This is a genomic window from Halomonas sp. DP5N14-9, assembly GCF_019802175.1.
GTDB classification, from domain to species: Bacteria; Pseudomonadota; Gammaproteobacteria; order Pseudomonadales; family Halomonadaceae; genus Halomonas; species Halomonas litopenaei.
Window position 1 is genome coordinate 175,046 of sequence record NZ_JAHVHR010000006.1, and the last position, 20,682, is coordinate 195,727.

Sequence of the window (20,682 nt, forward strand, 5' to 3'; positions counted from 1 at the left end):
CCGCCGCTGTTTCTCTCAGCATAAGGGGTCGTCACCTCCAACTTCTGTACGAGAACACCTAACCACTACTCCGGTTCGACAAGCGCGCTTCAGGAGCGTATCGAGATCAAGGCGCCAGCGACGAAAGACACATCCGATGCAGAGGTCAGTCCACCTCGCTTACTTCTTGCCCAGCTCATCTCGAGGATGATGACGTACTGCCCCCCCCTGTCGCTGAACTGACTTATTTCCCTCGTAGGCTCATGGCAATGACGCGCTCGCCATGGAGGCCCCTTTTGCATCTCGCCGACGTCACCATGTTTCACGCCCCCGCCAGCGGCGGCGTACGCACCTACCTTCAAGCCAAACACCGGGTGTTTTCGCGCTTCCCGCAGTTGCGCACCAGTCTGCTGGTGCCGGGGGCCGAGCGAGACAGCCTCGGCGACCATCACCAGTTGCCTGCACTGCGCATCCCGCTGGGCCAGAGCTACCGCTTTCCGCTGCGCCGCCGGCCCTGGCGCGACGCCCTGGTGGAGCTATCGCCGGATCTGATCGAAGCCGGCGACCCCTACGTCACCGCCTGGGCGGCACTGGACGCCGGCCAGCGTCTCGGCGTGCCGGTGGTGGGCTTCTACCACTCGGACCTTCCTCGGTTGATGGGGGATCGCTTCGGGCCGATGGTGCAGCGACGGCTGGAGCGCTACGTGGTCGACCTTTACCGCCGCTTCGACAGCGTACTGGCGCCCTGCCAGGCGATGGCCGACCGTCTGACGTCCTGGGGCGTCAAACGGGTGCGGGTGCAGCCCCTTGGCGTCGATCTGGCGACCTTTCACCCGGACAGGCGCGATCCCGAGCTCAGGCGCAAGCTGGGGCTCGGCAACGACAGCCGTCTATTGGTGTTCGTCGGGCGCTACTCACGAGAGAAGAACATCGAGGTGTTGCTGGACACCGCCAGGCGCCTTGGGCCTCCCTACCACCTGCTGTTGATGGGCCCCGGCATGCCCACCGAGGTGCCCGCCAACGTCAGCGTCATCAATCGCTGCGTCGGCGTGCATGAGGTCGCCCGTGCGCTCGCCTCCAGTGATGCCCTGCTGCACGCGGGCACCCGCGAGACCTTCGGGCTGATCGCCCAGGAAGCCATGGCCAGCGGCATCCCGGTGATCGGCGCCAGGGCCGGTGCGCTGATCGAGAACGTGCCATTGGGCGGCGGCGTGCTATGTCAGCCACATTCGGCAGCCGCCATGGCCGAGGCCACCGAGGCGCTGTTCGCCAATGATCCGCAATCGGCCGGGCGCCACGCTCGGCGCTTCGTCGAGCGCCAGTTCGACTGGGACAAGGTGATGATTTCGCTGCTCAACCATTACGAAGCCGTCATCGATCCGGTCTGCCCGCGCGATCGGCGCCATGGCTAGGTTTGGGCCAACACCATCGCTGGACAGGCGCCTGCGTGCCCCTGCCGGGATGCGATCACGCCTGTGGTGGAAGGCCGCCCTGCTGATCCTGACCCTGGCCATCACCCTGCTGCTGCCGTGGTGGCTGGGGGGCGCCGGCACCTTCACTGCGGTTATCGCCTTCCCGCTGCCCCTGCTGGCGCTGATGGTAGCCCTGGCGGTGATCTGCTGGAACCTCAACGCGGCGCGCCTGCGGCTGATGCTCGACGGACGAGCCGGCCGCCTCGGTCAGGGCGGTGCCCTGGCGATCGAGATGTCGTCGAAGTTCGCGCTATGTGCCACCCCGGCCGGGGGCGGAGGCGTCGCCACCCTGCTGTGGCTGCTGGCACGCCGGGGCTATCCGCCGGCCCAGGCCTCGGCCATCTTTCTGGTCGATCAGCTCGCCGACATGCTGTTCTTCAGCCTGATGCTGGGCGTACTGGTGTCGCTGTCGATGAGCGGACTGGCCAGCTGGCCTCACCAGACCCTGGTCGAGGCCTCCCTGGCGGCGCTGCTGCTGGCGCTTGTGGTGTTTGCGGTGGTGATCGTGTGGCTACCCTGGCTGCTGCGCCATGTCCCTCCCCCTCCCTTTGTCGGCTCGGGGCCCAGGCGCTGGATGACCCGACGCCTGCTGCGCTGTCGCCGGACCCTGGCGAGTACGCTTGCGCTGCCCAAGGGCGTGCTGATGGCGATCTTCGCGCTGTGCTGCCTGCACTGGCTTGCGCGCTATAGCCTCCTGTATCTGGCGGTGCTGGGGGTGGGCGGCGGCGCCGACTGGGCCTGGACCTTTCTGGTGCAGATGCTGGCCATGGCCGCCAGCCAGTTGAGCGTGCTGCCGGGCGGCGCCGGCGCCGCGGAGGTCAGCGTAGGCGCCCTGCTGCTGCCGCTGATGGCCCGAGAGCAGGCCGCGGCGGCGGTGATCGTCTGGCGCCTGGTCAGCTACCACCTCTATCTGGTGGCGGGCGCGCCGGTGTTCGTGGCACAGGTGGTCGGCTGGTGGCGCACGCGGGCCAATCAATCGTCGCCTCGTCCCTAACGCCTTCCGCGTACTTCCCCCTTCGACCCGCCCCTTCGTCGCATCTGGTGGAGTTCCAGCCACAAAAAAGGCCACCCGGAGGTGGCCTTTATTCTGACGCTTATTCTGACGGTAGGACCGCTTACCAGCCGGTCGCTTCCTTCAGGGCGTCGCCGATCTCGGCCAGGGAGCGCACGGTCTTGACGCCCGCGGCTTCCAGGGCGGCGAACTTCTCGTCCGCGGTGCCCTTGCCACCGGCGATGATGGCGCCGGCGTGGCCCATGCGCTTGCCGGGAGGAGCGGTGACACCGGCGATGTAGGACACCACCGGCTTGGAGACGTGCTCCTTGATGTAGGCAGCAGCCTCTTCCTCGGCGGTACCGCCGATCTCACCGATCATGACGATGGCCTCGGTCGCCGGGTCCTTCTCGAACATCTCGAGGATGTCGATGAAGTTGGAGCCCGGGATCGGGTCACCGCCGATGCCCACACAGGTGGACTGGCCGAAGCCGTGGTCGGTGGTCTGCTTGACCGCTTCGTAGGTCAGGGTGCCGGAACGCGACACGATACCGACCTTGCCCGGCTTGTGGATGTGACCCGGCATGATGCCGATCTTGGTCTCGCCCGGGGTGATGACACCGGGGCAGTTCGGACCGATCAGACGCACGCCCAGCTCATCGCACTTGACCTTGACGTCCAGCATGTCGAGGGTCGGGATGCCTTCAGTGATGCACACGATCAGCTTGATGCCGGCGTTGGCGGCTTCCAGGATGGAATCCTTGCAGAACGGGGCAGGCACGTAGATCACGCTGGCCTCGGCGCCGGTCTGCTCGACGGCTTCCTTGACGGTGTTGAACACCGGCAGGCCCAGGTGCTCCTGGCCGCCCTTGCCCGGGGTCACGCCGCCGACCATCTGGGTGCCGTACTCGATGGCCTGTTCGGAGTGGAAGGTCCCCTGTCCGCCAGTGAAGCCCTGGCAGATGACCTTGGTGTTCTTGTCGATCAGGATGCTCATTACTTGCCCTCCGCTGCCTTGACGACCTGCTGAGCCGCATCGGTGAGGCTCTTGGCAGCGATGATGTTCAGACCGCTGGAGGCCAGTTTCTCGGCACCCAGCTCGGCGTTGTTACCTTCCAGACGCACCACGACCGGCACATTGACGCCGACCTGCTCGACGGCACCGATGATGCCTTCAGCGATCATGTCGCAGCGCACGATACCGCCGAAGATGTTGACCAGCACGGCCTGCACGCTGTCGTCGGACAGGATGATCTTGAACGCCTCAGCCACGCGCTCCTTGGTGGCGCCGCCGCCGACGTCAAGGAAGTTGGCCGGCTGGCCACCGTGGAGCTTGATGATGTCCATGGTGCCCATGGCCAGGCCAGCGCCGTTGACCATGCAGCCGATGTTGCCTTCCAGGGCGACGTAGTTCAGGTCCCACTGGGCAGCGTTGGCTTCACGCTCGTCTTCCTGGGACGGGTCACGCATTTCCTGCAGATCCGGGTGACGGTACAGGGCGTTGCCGTCCAGGTTGATCTTGGCGTCGAGGCAGTGGAGATTGCCTTCGTCGGTGATCACCAGCGGGTTGATCTCCAAAAGCGCCAGATCCTTGTCGTGGAACATCTTGGACAGACCCAGGAAGATCTTGGTGAACTGCTTCACCTGCGCGCCTTCCAGGCCGAGGGCGAAGGCCAGCTCACGCGCCTGGTAGGGCTGTGCGCCGACCAGCGGGTCGATCTCGGCCTTGAGGATCTTCTCGGGCGTCTCTTCGGCGACCTTCTCGATCTCGACACCACCTTCGGTGGAAGCCATGAAGACCACACGCTGGGTGCCACGGTCGACCACCGCGCCAAGGTACAGCTCATTGGCGATGTCGGTGCAGTTCTCGACCAGGATCTTGGCGACCGGCTGACCGTTCTCGTCGGTCTGGAAGGTCACCAGGTTCTTGCCCAGCCACTGCTCGGCGAAGGCCTTGGCTTCGTCCGGGCTCTTGATCAGCTTGACACCACCGGCTTTGCCGCGGCCACCGGCGTGGACCTGGGCCTTGACGACCCACATGTCGCCGCCGATCTTCTTGCAAGCCTCGTAGGCTTCTTCGGGGGTGTCGCAGGCGAAGCCCTTGGAAACGGGCAGACCATAGTCGGCAAACAGCTGCTTGCCTTGATACTCGTGAAGGTTCATCGATTCATGCCATTGGTTGCATGTGACTCGAACGGCGACCCACCCTGCCCCGAGGGACGAAAGTCATCGGGTCGCCACCGACCGCCACCGATACATGGTCGGCGGCGATGCGCTCGCGGAAAACACCGGCAAGCCTGCCAAAACTGCACAGGCTTGCCTAGGATTACCGGGCGCTTGTTGTCTTGCTAGCGCTTCTTGCGGTTGGCCACGTGGATGGCGTGCCCTTCCACCGCCAGCGCTGCCTCGTGCACCGCCTCGGACAGGCTCGGGTGCGCGTAGCAGGTCAGCGCCAGATCTTCGGCGCTGGAGCCGAATTCCATGGCGATAACGCCCTGGGCGATCAGCTCACCGGCGTGCTGACCGACGATGTGCATCCCCAGGATGCGATCGGTCTCGGCGTCGGCGATGATCTTGGCCTGGCCTTCGGTGGCGTTGTTGGCCATGGCACGGCCACTGGCGGCGAACGGGAAACTACCGGTCTTGACCTTGATACCGGCGGACTTGGCGTCCTGCTCGTTCATGCCGACCCAGGCCACCTCGGGGTGGGTGTAGATCACGCTGGGAATGGCGTCGTAGTTCATCTGCGCCTTGTGGCCTGCGATGATGTCGGCCACCATCACGCCCTCTTCGGAGGCCTTGTGGGCCAGCATCGGGCCACGCACGCAGTCGCCGATGGCGTAGACGCCCGGCACGCTGGTGCGGCACTGGTCATCGACGTGGATGAAGCCGCGCTGATCCAGTTCGACGCCCAGGCCGTCGGCTACCACGCCCTTGGTGTAGGGACGACGGCCGACACAGACGATCAGCTTGTCGAAGGTCAGTTCCTTCTCACCCTCGTTGTCCTCGTACTTGACGACGACTTCCTCACCCTTGACCTCGGAACCGGTCACGCGGGCGTTGAGCTTGATGTCCAGACCCTGCTTCTTGAGCAGCTTCTGGGTCTCCTTGGCGATGGCCGAGTCGACCATCGGCAGGAAGCTGTCCATCGCCTCGAGCACGGTCACTTCGCTGCCGAGGCGGCTCCACACGCTGCCGAGCTCAAGGCCGATGACGCCGGCGCCGATGACGCCCAGACGCTTGGGCGTCTCCTGGAACTCGAGGGCGCCGGTGGAATCGACGATCAGACCCTCGGTCAGCGGGGTCGGCGGGATCTCCACCGGCACCGAGCCGGCGGCGATGACGATGTTGTCCGCCTCGACGGTGCTGGACTCGCCGTCCTTGTCGGTGACCTCGACCTTGTTCTTGGCCACGACCTTGCCGGTACCTTCGATGGCGGTGACGCCATTGGCCTTGAACAGCCCGGAGATGCCGCCGGTCAGCTGCTTAACGATCTTGTCCTTGCGCGCCATCATCTTGGACACGTCCATGCTGACGTCGCCGGCCTGGATGCCCATGTCGTCGAAGTCGTGCTGGGCCTCGACGAACTTGTGGGAGGCCTCGAGCAGTGCCTTGGACGGGATACAGCCCACGTTCAGGCAGGTACCGCCGTGCACCACCTTGCCTTCCTTGCCGATCCACTTCTCGACGCAGGCGGTCTTCAGACCCAGCTGAGCAGCACGGATGGCGGCCACGTAGCCACCCGGGCCCGCGCCAATGACGATCACATCATACTTGTCGGCCATGTTGGCTCCTGTTCGTTCTGTGTGCAGAGGCTCTGCAGTAAATCCCTGTCGCTGCCACGGTCAGGCTCAGATTTCCAGCAGCAGACGCGCCGGATCCTCGAGCAGCTCCTTGATGGTGACCAGGAACTGTACCGCATCCTTGCCATCGATCATGCGGTGGTCGTAGGACAGCGCCAGATACATCATCGGGCGAATCTCGACCTTGCCGTTGACCGCCATCGGACGCTCCTGGATCTTGTGCATGCCGAGGATCGCGGTCTGCGGCGGATTCAGGATCGGGGTCGACATCAGCGAGCCGAAGATGCCGCCGTTGGTGATGGTGAAGGTACCGCCCTGCATGTCCTCGATGCCCAGCTTGCCTTCGCGTCCGCGCTTGCCGAAGTCGACGATGCCCTTCTCGACGTCGGCGATCTTCATGCTGTCGGTATCGCGCAGCACCGGCACCACCAGGCCACGGTCGGTGGATACGGCCACGCCGATGTCCTGATAACCGTGGTAGACGATGTCGTCACCGTCGATGGAGGCGTTGACATCAGGGAAGCGCTTGAGCGCCTCGGAAGCCGCCTTGACGAAGAAGCCCATGAAACCGAGCTTGACGTCGTGGGCCTTCAGGAAGGTGTCCTTGTACTGGGAGCGCAGCTCCATCACCGCACCCATGTCCACCTCATTGTAGGTGGTCAGCATGGCAGCGGTCTGCTGAGCCTGGACCAGACGCTTGGCGATGGTCTTGCGCAGACGGGTCATCGGCACGCGCTTCTCGGGGCGCTCGCCTTCCACGGCCGGGGCTGCGGTGGCGCCGGAGCTGGCCTTCTTGGCCGGCGCGGACTTCTTGGCGCCGCCGTCCTTGACCGCCTTGAGCACGTCTTCCTTGAGGACGCGACCGTCCTTGCCGGTGCCCTTGATGGCACTGACGTCGAGGTCGTGCTCGGCGATCAGCTTGCGCGCGGCAGGCGCCACGATCTTGTCACCGACCTGCTCGTCGCTGTCGCCATCGTCGGCGCTGGCCTTGGGCGCTTCCTGATCGGCGGTATCGGCAGAGCCACCGCCTGCACCCACCTCGAACACCGCCAGCACGGCCTCGGACTCCACGGTGTCGCCTTCCTCGATCTTGATCTCGGCCAGGGCGCCATCTTCCGGTGCGACCACCTCGAGCACGACCTTGTCGGTCTCGATCTCGGCCAGCACTTCGTCACGCTTGACCGCTTCGCCGACCTTCTTGGTCCAGCTGGCGACGGTCCCTTCCTGCACAGATTCGGGGAAGCTCGGCGCCTTGACGTCACGCTTCTCGCCGCCGCCCTTGGGCGCTTCGGCCGGCTTCTTCTCAGCCTTTTCGTCGGACGCTTCGGAAGCGGCTTCCCTGGCGTCGTCCTCGTCTTTCTCGGACGACTCCTCGGACGCTTCCTTGGACTCGCCGCCGCCTTCACCGATGCGGCCCAGGACCTGCTCGGACTCCACGGTGTCGCCTTCTTCCACCAGCACCTCTGACAGGGTGCCGGCTTCCACCGCCACCACCTCGAGCACGACCTTGTCGGTCTCGATCTCGACGATCAGTTCGTCACGCTCGACGCTGTCACCCGGCTTCTTGTGCCAGGTACCTACGGTGCCTTCGGCAACGGATTCCGGAAAGGATGGTGCCTTGATCTCGGTAGCCATGTCGTATCCTTAGTGTTCTCTCTCTTCCCGATGGTCGCCTTAGAGATTGAAGGCGTCTTCCACCAGTTGGCGCTGCTGTTCGGTGTGTACGGACATGTAGCCCGCCGCGGGAGCCGCCGATGCCGGACGTCCGGCAAACTTCAGCTGACCGCCCAGGCCGTCCTTGAGCGAATCGGCGACGATGCGCAGATTGTGCTGCATGGAATACCAGGCGCCCTGGTTCAGGGGCTCTTCCTGACACCAGACGATGTCGGTGACGCCGCTGTAGTCCTTGAGCGTCTCGATCAGCTCTTCCTTGGGGAACGGATAGAGCTGCTCGACGCGCACGATCGCTACATCGTCACGCAGGTTCTCCTCGCGCCAGTTGGCCAGATCGTAATAGACCTTGCCCGAGCACATGATGATCCGCTCGACCTTGGACGCATCACGCTGTCCCTGGTCGGGCAGCACCATGTTGAAGCTGCCGTTGGCGAGGTCCTCGAGGCTCGAGGTGGCTTCCTTGTGGCGCAGCAGGCTCTTCGGCGACATCACCACCAGCGGCTTGCGCAGCGGGCGAATCACCTGACGGCGCAGCAGGTGATAGATCTGCGCCGGGGTGGTCGGCACGCACACCTGCATGTTGTGCTCGGCGCACAGCTGCAGGAAGCGCTCGAGACGCGCCGAGGAGTGCTCGGGGCCCTGCCCTTCGAAACCGTGGGGCAGCAGCATGGTCAGGCCACACAGACGACCCCACTTGGTCTCGCCGGAGGAGATGAACTGGTCCACCACCACCTGGGCGCCGTTGAAGAAGTCACCGAACTGCGCTTCCCAGATCACCAGCGCGTTGGGCATGGTGGTCGAGTAGCCGTACTCGAACGCCAGCACCGCCTCCTCGGAGAGGAAGGAGTCATGGATAGTGAAACGCGGCTGACCGTCCGCCATGTGCTGAAGCGGCACGTAGGTGGAACCGTCGGCCTGGTTGTGGATCACCGCATGGCGGTGCGAGAAGGTACCGCGTCCGACATCCTGACCGGTCAGGCGAATCGGGTGTCCCTGCTCGAGCAAGGTGGCGTAGGCCAGGGTTTCGGCGAAGCCCCAGTTCATGGCCAGCCCACCGCCCTGCATCTTGCGGCGATCATCGTAGATCTTGGCGACCTGACGCTGCACCTTCACCCCGTCAGGGATCTCGCACATCTTGGCGGCAAGCTGCTTGAGCCGCTTCATGTCGAAGGTGGTATCGGCGTGCCCGGTCCACTCGTGACCGAGGTACGGCTTCCAGTCGACGAACAGTGAGGTGTTGGGTTCCTGCACCAGGGCGTTGGCCACGTGATTGCCGGCGACCAGATCATCGCGATACTTCTCGACCACCGCCTTGGCTTCGTCTTCGCTCAGCACGCCCTGCTTGACCAGGCGCTCGGCGTAGATCGCACGAGAGGACGGATGGTCCTTGATCTTGCGGTACATCATCGGCTGGGTGCCGGAGGGCTCGTCGGCCTCGTTGTGGCCGCGGCGGCGGTAGCACACCAGGTCGATGACCACGTCCTTCTTGAACTGCTGACGATAGTCCAGGGCCACCTGGGTCACGTGGAGCACCGCGTCGGGATCGTCACCGTTCACGTGCAGGATCGGCGCCTGCACCATCTTGGCGATGTCGGTGCAGTACTCGGTGGAACGCGCGTCCTCGGGATGCGACGTGGTGAAGCCGACCTGGTTGTTGATGACGATGTGCACCGTACCACCGGTCTTGTAGGCACGGGTCTGGGACATCTGGAACGTCTCCATGACCACGCCCTGACCAGCGAAGGCGGCATCGCCATGGACGTTGATCGGCAGCACCTTGCCGCCATCGACATCGTCGCGGCGATCCTGGCGAGCGCGCACCGAGCCTTCCACCACCGGCGCCACGATTTCGAGGTGCGAGGGGTTGAAGGACATCGCCAGGTGAACCTCACCGCCCGGCGTCATCACGTTGGAGCTGAAGCCCTGGTGATACTTGACGTCACCGGAACCGCGCTCGATCAGCTTCTTGCCGTCGAACTCGTCGATCAGCTCGCCGGGGTTCTTGCCGAGGATGTTGACCAGCACGTTGAGGCGACCGCGGTGGGCCATGCCGATGACCACTTCCTTGGTGCCGTAGCTGCCCGCGCGCTGGATCAGCTCGTCCATCATCGGAATGAAGGTCTCGCCACCCTCAAGGCCGAAGCGCTTGGTGCCCGGGTACTTGGAGGCCAGGTAGCTTTCCAGCCCTTCGGCCGCGGACAACCGCTCGAACAGCTGCTTGCGGCGATCATCACCATGGTCCGGAGCCGAGCGCACCGACTCGAAACGCTGCTGCAGCCAGCGCTTCTCTTCGGTATCGACGATATGCATGAACTCGCAGCCGATCGAACGGCAATAGGTGCGATCCAGCGCATCGACGATTTCCTTGAGCGGCGCCTGGTCCTTGCCCAGGAAGAAGGAACCGGTCTGGAACTCGGTATCGAGGTCGGCCTTGGACAGCTGGTGGAACGCCAGATCAAGATCAGGCACCGGCTTCGGATCACGCAGCCCCAGCGGGTCGATGTCGGCCTTCTGGTGGCCCCGGAAGCGATAGGCGTTGATCAGCTGCAGGACCTTGACCTGCTTGCGGCTCTCTTCGCTGTCGACAGGCGTGCTGCCGGCAACGGCGGTGCGACGTTCGCGGCCAAGCTGATAGAACTGATCACGGATCGGTGAGAGGGGGGTCTCGTCGGACGGGGCGCCTTCCTGGCGTGACAACTCGTCGAAGTAATCGCGCCATTCATCGGTGACGGCGCTAGGGTCGTCGAGGTACTGCTCATAGAGCGCTTCCACGTAGTGGACGTTGCTGCCCGTCACGTGAGAGGAGCGCCACATCAACTCCATTATGCCTTGTTGCATCTCTCGGTCACCCTGCACTGATGGGGTGGTAGTGGGCTCGATGCTCGTGATCTACCGCGGGCGTGGCGCAGGCCCCTCAGTGGAAGGCGTCCTGCCCATCGTCACCCTTGGCACTGACCATCATCGAGCGCCCTGGTGGTTCTGCCGCGGTCATCGGGGCCGCGGTCGATCTGCCTAGCGGTCTTGCATCATGCTCAAAAGCCGGTGCCCATGGCACCGGCTCCTGACGCTGTCATCCGGGGGCGCGACAGGATGCCGCGCCCCCGGACCGAGCCCATGATAACAAGCCCGGCGCCACGATTTAAGTGGCATTCGCCAGCAACATCTCACGGATCTTGCCGATCGCCCGAGTCGGGTTAAGCCCCTTGGGACAGACCGCCACGCAGTTCATGATGCCGCGGCAACGGAATACGGAGAACGGATCCTCCAGCTCCGACAGACGCTCCTGGGTCGCCGTATCGCGGGAATCCGCGAGGAAGCGATAGGACTGCAGCAGGCCGGCGGGACCGACGAACTTCTCCGGATTCCACCAGAACGACGGGCACGAGGTCGAACAGCAGGCGCATAGAATGCACTCATACAGACCGTCGAGCTTGTCGCGCTCTTCCGGAGACTGCAGGCGCTCGATGGCCGGCGCCGGCGTGTCGTTCTGCAGGTACGGCTGGATCTTTTCGTACTGCTTGTAGAACAGCGCCATGTCGACCACCAGGTCACGAATGACCGGCAGACCGGGCAAGGGACGCAGTACCAGCTTGTTGTTCTTGACCACCTCGGACAGCGGGGTGATACAAGCCAGGCCGTTCTTGCCGTTCATGTTCATGCCGTCACTACCACAGACGCCTTCACGGCAGCTGCGACGGAAGGCCACGGAGCTGTCGTCCTCCTTGATCATCTCAAGCAGGTTCAGCACCATCAGGTCGCGACCCTGGGTGTCGACCTCGAACTCCTGCATATAAGGCGCGGAGTCGGTTTCCGGGTTGTAGCGGTACAGGGATACCTGAAGCTTGGACATGTTGACTCCCCCTTAATAGGTACGGATTTTCGGCTCGAACTTGTCGACGGTCTTCGGCGCGAAATTGACATCGCGCTGGCCGACCCGCTTCTCGCCGGGGAAGAACATGGAGTGCTTCAGCCAGTTGGCGTCGTCACGATCCGGATAGTCGTAGCGGGAGTGCGCACCGCGACTCTCCTTGCGCTCCAGTGCCGCGATGGCGGTGGCCTCGGCCACTTCCATCAGGTTGTCGAGCTCGAGAGCCTCGACCCGGGCAGTGTTGAACGCATGGGACTTGTCGGCCAGATGAGCGTTGGCGATCCGTCCACGCAATTCGGCCAGCTTCTCGACGCCCTCGACCATGTTCTTCTCTTCGCGGAACACGCCGAAGGAGTTCTGCATGATGCTCTGCAGCTCGCGCTTGAGCTCAGGCACGCTCTCGCCGCCTTCGGACTCGTTCCAGCGAGTGATGCGCTTCATCGCGGTCTCGATGTCGGACTCGCGGGCATCCAGGTACTCGATGCCTTCATTGAGCGCGCTCTCGATGTACATGCCGGCAGCACGCCCGAACACCACCAGATCCAGCAGCGAGTTGCCGCCCAGGCGGTTGGCACCGTGCACGGAGACACAAGCTGCCTCGCCACAGGCGTAGAGACCATTGATGATCTGGTCGTTGCCGTCGGCATCCTGGGCAATCGCCTGACCATGCACGTTGGTGGCGATACCACCCATCATGTAGTGGCAGGTCGGCACCACCGGGATCGGCTCCTTGGCCGGATCCACGTGGGCGAAGGTCTTGGCCAGCTCGACGATGCCCGGCAGACGCTTGGACAGCACCTCCTCGCCCAGATGGTCGAGCTTGAGGAAGACGTGATCGCCGTCTTCACCGCAACCACGGCCTTCGAGGATTTCCATGACCATGGAGCGCGCAACCACATCGCGGCCGGCGAGGTCCTTGGCGTTCGGCGCATAACGCTCCATGAAGCGCTCGCCGTCCTTGTTGACCAGGTAGCCGCCTTCACCGCGACAACCTTCTGTCACCAGCACACCGGCACCGTGGATACCGGTCGGGTGGAACTGCCACATTTCCATGTCCTGCATCGGCACACCGGCACGCAGCGCCATGCCGATACCGTCACCGGTGTTGATCAGGGCATTGGTGGTGGAGGCATAGATGCGACCGGAACCGCCGGTGGCCAGCACGGTAGCCTTGGACTTTACGTGCACCACTTCACCGGTCTCGATATCCATGGCGATACAGCCGACCACGTCACCGTTGGCGTTCTTCACCAGGTCGACGGCGTACCATTCATTGAGAAAGGTGGTGTTATTTTTCAGATTGTTCTGGTACAGCGTGTGCAGCAGAGCGTGTCCGGTACGGTCGGCCGCGGCGCAGGTACGGGCCGCCTGGCCGCCTTCGCCAAAGTTCTTGGACTGACCACCGAACGGGCGCTGATAGATCCGCCCATTGTCGAAACGGGAAAACGGCAGGCCCATGTGCTCGAGTTCGAACACCGCCTTCGGCCCCTCGGAACACATGTATTCCGCAGCGTCCTGGTCGGTGATGTAGTCACCGCCCTTGACGGTGTCGTACATGTGCCAGCGCCAGTCGTCGTTGGGATCGGAGGAAGCGATGGCACAGGTAATGCCGCCCTGGGCGGACACGGTGTGCGAACGCGTCGGGAAGACCTTGGACAGCACCGCGGTCTTCTTGCCGGACTTGGCCAGCTCCAGCGCCGCACGAAGGCCGGCACCACCGCCACCGATGATGATGGCGTCAAAGGTCAAACTACGCATGGTTGACATGTATCAGGCTCCCCACAGCACTTGGATGCCCCAGACCAGGAACACGAAGATGGCAATGATGATGACGGACTGGGTGCCGACACGAATGGCGGTCGGCTTGATGTAGTCGGTGGTCACGGTCCACAGGCCCACCCAGGCATGGGCGGCCAGCGAGACGAAGGCCAGCAACGAGAAGATTCGCATCCAGGTCTGCTCGAACAGACCGCTCCAGGTGGCATAGTCGAGCTGCGGATGAGCCAGCAGATAGACCACCAGAAAGACCGTGTAGAGCGCCATTACAACCGCACTGGCGCGCTGGATGATCCAGTCGGACAGGCCGCTGCGGCTGAAGCTCGTGATGTTGGTTACCATACCCAGACTCCCGCCAGAATGATCAGGACAACGCTCGCCACGATGGTGATCTGCGCCTTTTTCACCGCACCTTCCAATGACACGCCGATGTTGGCGTCCATAATGAAGTGCTTGCAGCCGGCGACGAAGTGGAAGGCCAGAGCGGACAACAGTCCCCAGGCCACCAGCTTGGCGAAGAAGTTGTGCGCCAGCGCATCGCGTACGGCATCGAAACCGGCCGGCGAGGACAACGAGGCGTCCAACGCCCAGAAGCCGAAGATCAGACCGACGAAGAGAATGACGCCAGTGACCCGGTGGGTAATCGACGTCAAGGCGGGAAGGGGGAAGTGGATCGTGGATAGATCCAGATTTACGGGTCGTTTGCTATTCACGGCTCTCTACACACTCTCTTGGCCCACTCTACGACATACGGGCCAGAGGCCCGAGCGGGCGGTGGTTTTGGGAAGGGCGCTGTCGTGACCCAACCTGCGACAAGTTGGACACGACCTCCTGTTCCTGCCAGTCGCGGCCTGAATTATAGGGACATGCCCCCACCATGACAAATGGCATGACCATGCAATTTGGCGAACGCTTCGTCGGAAAATGCGGCAAAGCTGCATAAAAATGCGACTTCGTCAAGTTGCTGCACCGCAAAAGGACAACCTATGGTGCAAAGCACCATAACCTATACAACACCTATACTGCTAAATGAGCATAGTACAACAGCAAGCGTTCAATGGGAGAATTGACAATATCCTGAACGCTTCTATAGTGGGCGAACCTTTTTTGCCGGGCGACCCCCTATTCGTCGGCACGTTAGTGAGAAATGACAACGTATCGCTCCATATCGAACACGAAGGAGGCCTGACATGGCTGAGAGAAAAGCGACCCTGACGGTGGATGGTCTGGAGAAACCTGTCGAACTTCCCGTCCATTCAGGCACCCTCGGCCCCGACGTCGTTGACGTGCGCGGACTCGGAGCGGAAGGCCTCTTTACCTTCGACCCCGGCTTCCTGGCCACCTCTTCCTGCGAATCCGGCATCACCTACATCGATGGCGCCAACGGCGTGCTGCTGCATCGCGGCTACCCGATCGAGCAACTGGCCAAGCATTCCAACTTCGTCGAGCTCTGCTACACCCTGCTGTTCGGTGAACTGCCGGACGAAGAGCAGTACAAGGACTTCGAGCACCGGGTGCGCAACCACACCATGGTCCACGAGCAGATCGCCAACTTCTTCAAGGGCTTTCGCCGCGACGCCCACCCCATGTCGATCATGTGCGGCGTGATTGGCGGCCTGGCAGCCTTCTACCATGACCACCTAGACATCACCCAGGCGCAGGACCGCGAGATCAGCGCCATTCGCCTGATCGCCAAGATGCCGACCATCGCGGCCATGTCCTACAAGTACAACATCGGCCAGCCTTTCAACTACCCGCGCAACGACCTGAACTATGCAGAGAACTTCCTCTACATGATGTTCAGCAATCCGTGCGAGCCCTACGAGATCAATCCGGTCTACGCCAAGGCCATGGACCGCATCTTCATGCTGCACGCGGACCACGAGCAGAACGCTTCCACCTCCACGGTGCGTCTGGCAGGCTCCACCGGCGCCAACCCGTTTGCCTGCATCAGCGCCGGCATCGCGGCTCTGTGGGGTCCAGCCCACGGTGGCGCCAACGAAGCAGTGCTCAACATGCTCGACGAGATCGGCGACGACTCCGAAGAGAACATCCAGCGCTTCATCGACAAGGCCAAGGACAAGGATGACCCGTTCAAGCTGATGGGCTTCGGTCACCGCGTCTATCGCAACTTCGACCCGCGCGCCAAGGTCATGAAAGAGACCTGCGACGAGGTCCTGGAAGAACTGGGCAAGGCCGACGATCCGCAACTCAAGATCGCCAAGCGCCTGGAGCAGATCGCCCTGGAAGACGAGTACTTCGTCGAGCGCAAGCTCTACCCGAATGTCGACTTCTATTCCGGCATCATCCTCAAGGCGATGGGCATCCCGACCAACATGTTCACGGTCATCTTCGCGGTATCCCGTACCATCGGCTGGATCTCGCACTGGAACGAGATGATCAGCGAAAGCTACAAGATCGGTCGTCCGCGCCAGCTCTACACCGGGCATCCCAAGCGCGACTATCCGTCCAAGTAATTCGCCGACCAGGTAATTCGCGTGGCGCCCGCTGCCCCATGCAAGGGAATCGCCGCCACGCCAGAAGACGCACCATCCCGCGTCGCATTACCATGAAAAGGGCCGCCCTCCGGGGCGGCCTTTTTTTTGTTCAACTTTTTTGCCCAACGGATGAACGGACACGCCTACCGGCGCTATGCTGACCCCCTCTAGCGAAACAACAAAGGAGCGCTTTCATGAGTCGAGACATCTCCACCGTCGCCTTTATCGGCCTTGGGGTCATGGGCTACCCCATGGCAGGCCATCTCGCCGAAGCCGGACTGACGGTACGCGTCTACAATCGCACCCGAAGCAAGGCCGAACAGTGGTGCGAGCGCTTCGACGGCAGCCATCATGCGACACCCGCCGAGGCCGCCAGCGGCGCCGATCTGGTACTGGTGTGCGTGGGCAATGACGACGACGTTCGCGAGGTCACCACCGGGCCCGACGGGGTACTGTCGACGCTCTCCCAGGGCGCCATCCTGGTGGACCATACCACCGCCTCCTCGAGCCTCGCCGAGGAGCTCGACCAGGCCTGCCAGAAGCAGGATGTGGGCTTCATCGATGCGCCGGTCTCCGGCGGCCAGCAAGGAGCAGAGAACGGCGCCCTGACCATCATGTGCGGCGGCCAGGAGGAGCACTTCTCCAGGGCAAGGCCGGTACTCGAGCACTATGGCAGAGCCGTGACCTTGATGGGCGGCGTCGGCGCCGGACAGCTGACCAAGATGGTCAACCAGATCTGCATCGCAGGCCTTGTCCAGGGCCTCGCTGAAGGCCTTCATTTTGCCGAGCAAGCGGGTCTCGACCAGGAGCGGGTGGTCGAGGTCATCAGCCAGGGAGCCGCCGGATCGTGGCAGATGGAGAACCGTCACGCGACCATGATCCGTGACGAATACGAGCATGGCTTCGCCGTCAACTGGATGCGCAAGGATCTGGATATCTGTCTGAACCAGGCGCGCCAGCTGGAGGCTCGCCTGCCGGTGACCGCCCTGGTGGACCAGTTCTACGCCGACGTGCAGGCAATGGGAGGTGGACGCTGGGACACGTCCTCATTGCTGCGACGCCTGCGCGAAAGGTCTGACAGCAAGGACTGACATTTTCCATACCTGCCGGGCCAGCGCCCTCCTGCTGGCCCGACCTTCCCGCGGCGCCGGCATGCGCTCATGGGCCAACATCCCCCTCTCTTCTCAAGCCCCTTACACCCCGCCCAGCGTTTTCCACACTTTCTGTGGATAACCCTGTTCACAACCTATCGAAACCGCCCTCGAATCGCCATGAACTGGGCATTGGACTTAGATTGGTTAATTTTTAACCTGTCGCAACACGTTGATTTTGAAGGAAAAAAATATAAATCGCGCAACCACGGGCGTTATCCCCGTAGCAGAGGCTGACCGGGGGAAAAATGCGTCACTGGTGGACAAGAGGAAGGTTCTGTCAAGCCGTACAAGACAGTTTTTGCAAACCATCCACAAGCAAACTGAGGCTTCGTGCAAATCACGAAGAGCTCACAAAGCGAATGGTGATAACAAGAGGAGAGACCACGGAGTTCACAACGATTCATGCGAAAGCATGAATCCATGCGGAGCAGACGCTACGCACAGGAAGTGGCGTCCCATAGGGGGTTCGAACCCCTGTTCCCGCCGTGAAAGGGCGGTGTCCTGGACCACTAGACGAATGGGACGCAGCCTGAAACGAGATTGGTGGAGCCTAGCGGGATCGAACCGCTGACCTCGACACTGCCAGTGTCGCGCTCTCCCAGCTGAGCTAAGGCCCCATCTCGTGAAGACGAGACGTATCTTACGGATATCATAAGATTTGGTCAACCCCGGAAGCGCCAAAATTTTTCGGTGTCCCGGCCATTGCGAAGACCTCATGGCAATCGCGGCAATCAAGACTCCCCCACTGCCATCACTCGCCAATGTGGCTGAGCAGCTCTCGCTTTTTCTCCGGGAAGCTCGCGGCTATTTCTAAGGGAAGCTCGCGGCGCCTTCTCGAAGCGCTTGGCCTGCTTCTTGGAGACGCCACCCAGCACGCCGATGGCGTGACGCAGGCGGGCGCGGGTCATGTCGGAGCTGAACGTATCAAGCGCCATGGCGATGGGGGCTCGCAATAACGCCTCTCCCCCACCGCCATCACTTGTCACTATTCCGCCGGCAACTCGCGATATTCCTTCTCGAAGCGCTTGGCCTGCTTCTTGGAGACGCCACCCAGCACGCCAATGGCGTGACGCAGGCGGGCGCGGGTCATGTCGGAGCCAAGAATCGCCATGGCGTCCATCACCGAGGTGCTCGACGAGGAGCCGGTGATGGCGATAAAGACCGGTGCCAGCAGTACCTTCATCTTCAGATCGAAGTGGCTGCCCAACAGCTTGATCTCGGCCAGCAGCGCGTCCTTGTTCCAGCTGGACACACCTTCGAGCCGCCAGACCAGGAACTGCAGCAGCTTGACGAGATCTTCACGCTCCAGGTTGATCCCGTCGAAGCTTGCTTCGCTGATGGCGGGCAGCCCGGAGAAGAAGTGCCCCGCCAGAGGCGCCACGTCGGACAAGGTATCGACCCGCGTGCGCACCTGGGGCAGGATCTGCGCCACATAGTCTTCATTGAAGGCCCAGGTCATCAAGGCCTGGAGAAAGGCGCGGTCGTCCAGGTCCTCGCGCAGGTAGACACCGTTGAGCCAGGTCAGCTTCTCGAGATCGAACACCGGGCCACCCAGCGATACCCGCTGAATGTCGAAGTTTTCCATCATCTCGGCGAGGGAGAACTTCTCTCGTTCGTCCGGCATGGACCAGCCCATGCGTCCGAGATAGTTGGTTACCGCCTGGGGCAGGAATCCCATACGCCGATAATAGTTGATCGAGGTAGGGTTCTTGCGCTTGGACAGCTTGGACTTGTCGGGATTGCGCAGCAGCGGCATATGGCACAGCTCAGGCATGTCCCAGCCAAAGTACTCATACAGCAACTGGTGCTTGGGCGCCGAATTGATCCACTCCTCGCCACGCAGCACGTGGGTGATCCCCATCAGGTGATCATCCACCACATTGGCCAGGTGATAGGTCGGCATGCCGTCGGACTTGAGCAGGATCTGCGCATCCACCTGGGCCCAGTCCACCTCGATGGCGCCACGCAGCATGTCCTGAACGACGCAGGGGCCGCTTTCCGGCACCTGCATGCGCACCACATAGGGCATGCCCTCTTGCTCGCGACGGGCCTGTTCATCGGGATCAAGCGCCAGATCGGCCGGCTTCAGCGCCAGGTGCAGCCCCTGGGCCTTGCGCGCCTCACGCAGCTCGTCGAGCTCCTCGCTGGTGCGGTAACACTTGAAGGCATGGCCGGCATCGATCAATCGCTGGGCGTGCTCGGCATAGATGTCTCCTCGCTCGCTCTGACGATACGGACCATGCGGGCCGCCTACATCGGGTCCTTCGTCCCATTCGAGCCCCAACCAGCGCAACGAATCGAGGATCATCTGCTCCGACTCGGCGGTGGAACGAACACGATCGGTGTCCTCGATGCGAAGGATGAACTCTCCCCCATGCTGTCGAGCAAAGCACAGGTTGAACAAGGCAATGTAGGCGGTTCCTACGTGGGGGTCCCCGGTGGGCGACGGGGCGATACGCGTGCGAACAGTCATAACGTCCTGCATCCTGAAGTCGTTGAAGCCAAGCTGGCGGCGTGGGCGCATTATACGCACCGACGAAGCAATTGCGCAGGACCCGGCGGGATTCGCGAAACTCTGAAATCGTCACCCCGTGCGGGACTCGAACAGGTTGCCACCCCACCCAGGCCAGGAGAGCGACATGGACAGACTTCCCGACGGCTATCGCGCCCTCGTCATCGGCGGCAATGGAGGCATAGGTCGCGCCGTCGTCGATCGACTGCTCGCCGACCCACGGCTGGGGCAGGCGACCGTCGTCAGCCGAACCTCCTTTCAGGCCTCCTCTTCTCGCCTGGAAGCGATCCAAGGCGATGTCACCACTGCACAGGGCCGCGCTGACCTGGGTCGAGCCCTTCACGGCCCTGCTGGCCAAGCCGTTCCTCTTCACCTTGTGGTCAACGCCATTGGCCTGTTGCACGACGAAGCAAGCAACATTCAGCCCGAGAAACGCCTGGAGGACCTCGACGAAGCCGCCCTGACGACCCTTTTTCAGGTCAACGCCGCCACGCCGGCCTTGATGCTCCAGACGCTGCTTCCCCACCTCAAGGGCTCCCATCCCACCACCGTGGTCAGCCTATCGGCACGGGTCGGCTCGATCGGCGATAACGGCCTGGGCGGCTGGTACGCCTACCGCGCCAGCAAGGCCGCCCACAACATGCTGATGAAAACCGCTGCCATCGAACTCAAGCGATTGAATCCCCAGTCCTGCGTGCTGAGCTTCCACCCGGGTACCACCGACAGCTTGCTGTCACGCCCCTTTCAGGCCCGAGTCCCTGAGCACAAGCTATTCACCGCCGACTTTGTCGCCGACCGACTGATGACCATGGTGCAGCAGCGTGGCCCCGACGACAGCGGCGGCTTCTTCGACTGGGCCAACGAGCCGATCACCTGGTAGTGCGGCATAGGAACCGTCGAATATCGTTGACGCCTGATATTGCACAAGAGGTGCTTATGAATGAGTATTCTAAAT

The 20,682-nt window shown here is 62.7% G+C and carries 16 protein-coding genes and 2 tRNA genes; 5 read left to right on the forward strand and 13 right to left on the reverse strand.

Annotated elements, in window-relative coordinates; genetic code table 11:
- The first annotated feature begins 275 nt into the window (after positions 1–275).
- Together KUW00_RS06245 and KUW00_RS06250 are read left to right on the forward strand one after the other, a co-directional pair.
- Positions 276–1,391 (forward strand): glycosyltransferase, encoded by a 1,116-nt coding sequence (locus KUW00_RS06245; RefSeq protein ID WP_108133238.1) that lies wholly within the window; start codon positions 276–278, stop codon positions 1,389–1,391.
- Positions 1,384–2,445: a YbhN family protein gene (locus KUW00_RS06250; RefSeq protein ID WP_260425325.1), complete on the forward strand. Its 1,062-nt coding sequence runs from the start codon at positions 1,384–1,386 to the stop codon at positions 2,443–2,445. Before KUW00_RS06245 ends, KUW00_RS06250 begins: the two co-directional genes overlap by 8 nt.
- Before the next feature lie 121 nt (positions 2,446–2,566).
- Here the strand turns inward: KUW00_RS06250 and sucD are convergent, their stop codons facing one another.
- From sucD to sdhC, 9 genes are all read right to left on the reverse strand, one after another.
- Complete coding sequence (gene sucD / locus KUW00_RS06255; RefSeq protein WP_045992944.1) at positions 2,567–3,439, reverse strand: succinate--CoA ligase subunit alpha; 873 nt, start codon at positions 3,437–3,439, stop codon at positions 2,567–2,569.
- Complete coding sequence (gene sucC, locus KUW00_RS06260) at positions 3,439–4,605, reverse strand: ADP-forming succinate--CoA ligase subunit beta (RefSeq protein ID WP_045992945.1); 1,167 nt, start codon at positions 4,603–4,605, stop codon at positions 3,439–3,441. The genes sucD and sucC overlap by 1 nt, the downstream gene beginning before the upstream one ends.
- A 185-nt stretch (positions 4,606–4,790) precedes the next feature.
- On the reverse strand, positions 4,791–6,227 hold the full coding sequence (gene lpdA / locus KUW00_RS06265; protein WP_045992946.1) for a dihydrolipoyl dehydrogenase: 1,437 nt from the start codon (positions 6,225–6,227) through the stop codon (positions 4,791–4,793).
- Between the two features lie 66 nt (positions 6,228–6,293).
- Positions 6,294–7,880, reverse strand: a complete 1,587-nt coding sequence (odhB, locus tag KUW00_RS06270; RefSeq protein WP_222568560.1) for a 2-oxoglutarate dehydrogenase complex dihydrolipoyllysine-residue succinyltransferase — start codon at positions 7,878–7,880, stop codon at positions 6,294–6,296.
- Between the two features lie 39 nt (positions 7,881–7,919).
- Entirely contained in the window at positions 7,920–10,757 is a 2,838-nt protein-coding gene (locus KUW00_RS06275) for a 2-oxoglutarate dehydrogenase E1 component (protein ID WP_108133235.1), read from the reverse strand.
- Between the two features lie 301 nt (positions 10,758–11,058).
- Positions 11,059–11,769 carry a succinate dehydrogenase iron-sulfur subunit gene (locus tag KUW00_RS06280; RefSeq protein WP_045992949.1) on the reverse strand — a complete coding sequence of 237 codons (711 nt, stop codon included), beginning with the start codon at positions 11,767–11,769 and terminating at the stop codon, positions 11,059–11,061.
- Positions 11,770–11,781: 12 nt separating this feature from the next.
- Entirely contained in the window at positions 11,782–13,554 is a 1,773-nt protein-coding gene (sdhA, locus tag KUW00_RS06285; protein WP_045992950.1) for a succinate dehydrogenase flavoprotein subunit, read from the reverse strand.
- Positions 13,555–13,557: 3 nt separating this feature from the next.
- Positions 13,558–13,905, reverse strand: coding sequence for a succinate dehydrogenase, hydrophobic membrane anchor protein (gene sdhD, locus KUW00_RS06290; RefSeq protein ID WP_045992951.1), 348 nt, complete (start codon positions 13,903–13,905; stop codon positions 13,558–13,560).
- Positions 13,899–14,276 (reverse strand): succinate dehydrogenase, cytochrome b556 subunit, encoded by a 378-nt coding sequence (gene sdhC, locus KUW00_RS06295; RefSeq protein ID WP_045992952.1) that lies wholly within the window; start codon positions 14,274–14,276, stop codon positions 13,899–13,901. The genes sdhD and sdhC overlap by 7 nt, the downstream gene beginning before the upstream one ends.
- Positions 14,277–14,753: 477 nt before the next feature.
- On the opposite strand from sdhC, the gene gltA reads away from it, so the two are divergent.
- Both gltA and KUW00_RS06305 read left to right on the forward strand, forming a co-directional pair.
- Positions 14,754–16,040 (forward strand): citrate synthase, encoded by a 1,287-nt coding sequence (gene gltA / locus KUW00_RS06300; RefSeq protein WP_222517158.1) that lies wholly within the window; start codon positions 14,754–14,756, stop codon positions 16,038–16,040.
- 215 nt (positions 16,041–16,255) lie between these two features.
- Complete coding sequence (locus tag KUW00_RS06305; protein WP_222568561.1) at positions 16,256–17,152, forward strand: NAD(P)-dependent oxidoreductase; 897 nt, start codon at positions 16,256–16,258, stop codon at positions 17,150–17,152.
- 511 nt (positions 17,153–17,663) lie between these two features.
- On the opposite strand, the gene KUW00_RS06310 is transcribed toward KUW00_RS06305, so the two are convergent.
- The 4 genes from KUW00_RS06310 to gltX all read right to left on the reverse strand — a co-directional run bounded on the left by KUW00_RS06310 (position 17,664) and on the right by gltX (position 19,688).
- A tRNA-Glu gene (locus KUW00_RS06310) sits at positions 17,664–17,739 on the reverse strand.
- A gap of 17 nt (positions 17,740–17,756) precedes the next feature.
- Positions 17,757–17,832 (reverse strand) — tRNA-Ala (locus tag KUW00_RS06315).
- A gap of 114 nt (positions 17,833–17,946) precedes the next feature.
- On the reverse strand, positions 17,947–18,168 hold the full coding sequence (locus KUW00_RS06320) for a hypothetical protein (RefSeq protein ID WP_222568562.1): 222 nt from the start codon (positions 18,166–18,168) through the stop codon (positions 17,947–17,949).
- A gap of 32 nt (positions 18,169–18,200) precedes the next feature.
- Positions 18,201–19,688: a glutamate--tRNA ligase gene (gene gltX, locus KUW00_RS06325; protein WP_045992955.1), complete on the reverse strand. Its 1,488-nt coding sequence runs from the start codon at positions 19,686–19,688 to the stop codon at positions 18,201–18,203.
- Between the two features lie 166 nt (positions 19,689–19,854).
- Between gltX and KUW00_RS06330 the strand changes: the two genes are divergently transcribed.
- Positions 19,855–20,607, forward strand: a complete 753-nt coding sequence (locus KUW00_RS06330; protein ID WP_108133232.1) for an SDR family NAD(P)-dependent oxidoreductase — start codon at positions 19,855–19,857, stop codon at positions 20,605–20,607.
- The last annotated feature ends 75 nt before the right edge of the window (positions 20,608–20,682 follow it).

What these genes read in the sequence shown, in the direction of transcription:
- gltX (WP_045992955.1), bottom strand. Translation starts at nt 19,688, where the DNA reads ATGACTGTTCGCACGCGTATCGCCCCGTCGCCCACCGGGGACCCCCAC.
- sdhA (WP_045992950.1), bottom strand. Translation starts at nt 13,554, where the DNA reads ATGTCAACCATGCGTAGTTTGACCTTTGACGCCATCATCATCGGTGGC.
- KUW00_RS06275 (WP_108133235.1), bottom strand. Translation starts at nt 10,757, where the DNA reads ATGCAACAAGGCATAATGGAGTTGATGTGGCGCTCCTCTCACGTGACG.
- sucD (WP_045992944.1), bottom strand. Translation starts at nt 3,439, where the DNA reads ATGAGCATCCTGATCGACAAGAACACCAAGGTCATCTGCCAGGGCTTC.
- KUW00_RS06330 (WP_108133232.1), top strand. Translation starts at nt 19,855, where the DNA reads ATGGACAGACTTCCCGACGGCTATCGCGCCCTCGTCATCGGCGGCAAT.
- sdhD (WP_045992951.1), bottom strand. Translation starts at nt 13,905, where the DNA reads ATGGTAACCAACATCACGAGCTTCAGCCGCAGCGGCCTGTCCGACTGG.
- lpdA (WP_045992946.1), bottom strand. Translation starts at nt 6,227, where the DNA reads ATGGCCGACAAGTATGATGTGATCGTCATTGGCGCGGGCCCGGGTGGC.
- gltA (WP_222517158.1), top strand. Translation starts at nt 14,754, where the DNA reads ATGGCTGAGAGAAAAGCGACCCTGACGGTGGATGGTCTGGAGAAACCT.
- KUW00_RS06280 (WP_045992949.1), bottom strand. Translation starts at nt 11,769, where the DNA reads ATGTCCAAGCTTCAGGTATCCCTGTACCGCTACAACCCGGAAACCGAC.
- KUW00_RS06250 (WP_260425325.1), top strand. Translation starts at nt 1,384, where the DNA reads ATGGCTAGGTTTGGGCCAACACCATCGCTGGACAGGCGCCTGCGTGCC.
- KUW00_RS06305 (WP_222568561.1), top strand. Translation starts at nt 16,256, where the DNA reads ATGAGTCGAGACATCTCCACCGTCGCCTTTATCGGCCTTGGGGTCATG.
- sucC (WP_045992945.1), bottom strand. Translation starts at nt 4,605, where the DNA reads ATGAACCTTCACGAGTATCAAGGCAAGCAGCTGTTTGCCGACTATGGT.
- odhB (WP_222568560.1), bottom strand. Translation starts at nt 7,880, where the DNA reads ATGGCTACCGAGATCAAGGCACCATCCTTTCCGGAATCCGTTGCCGAA.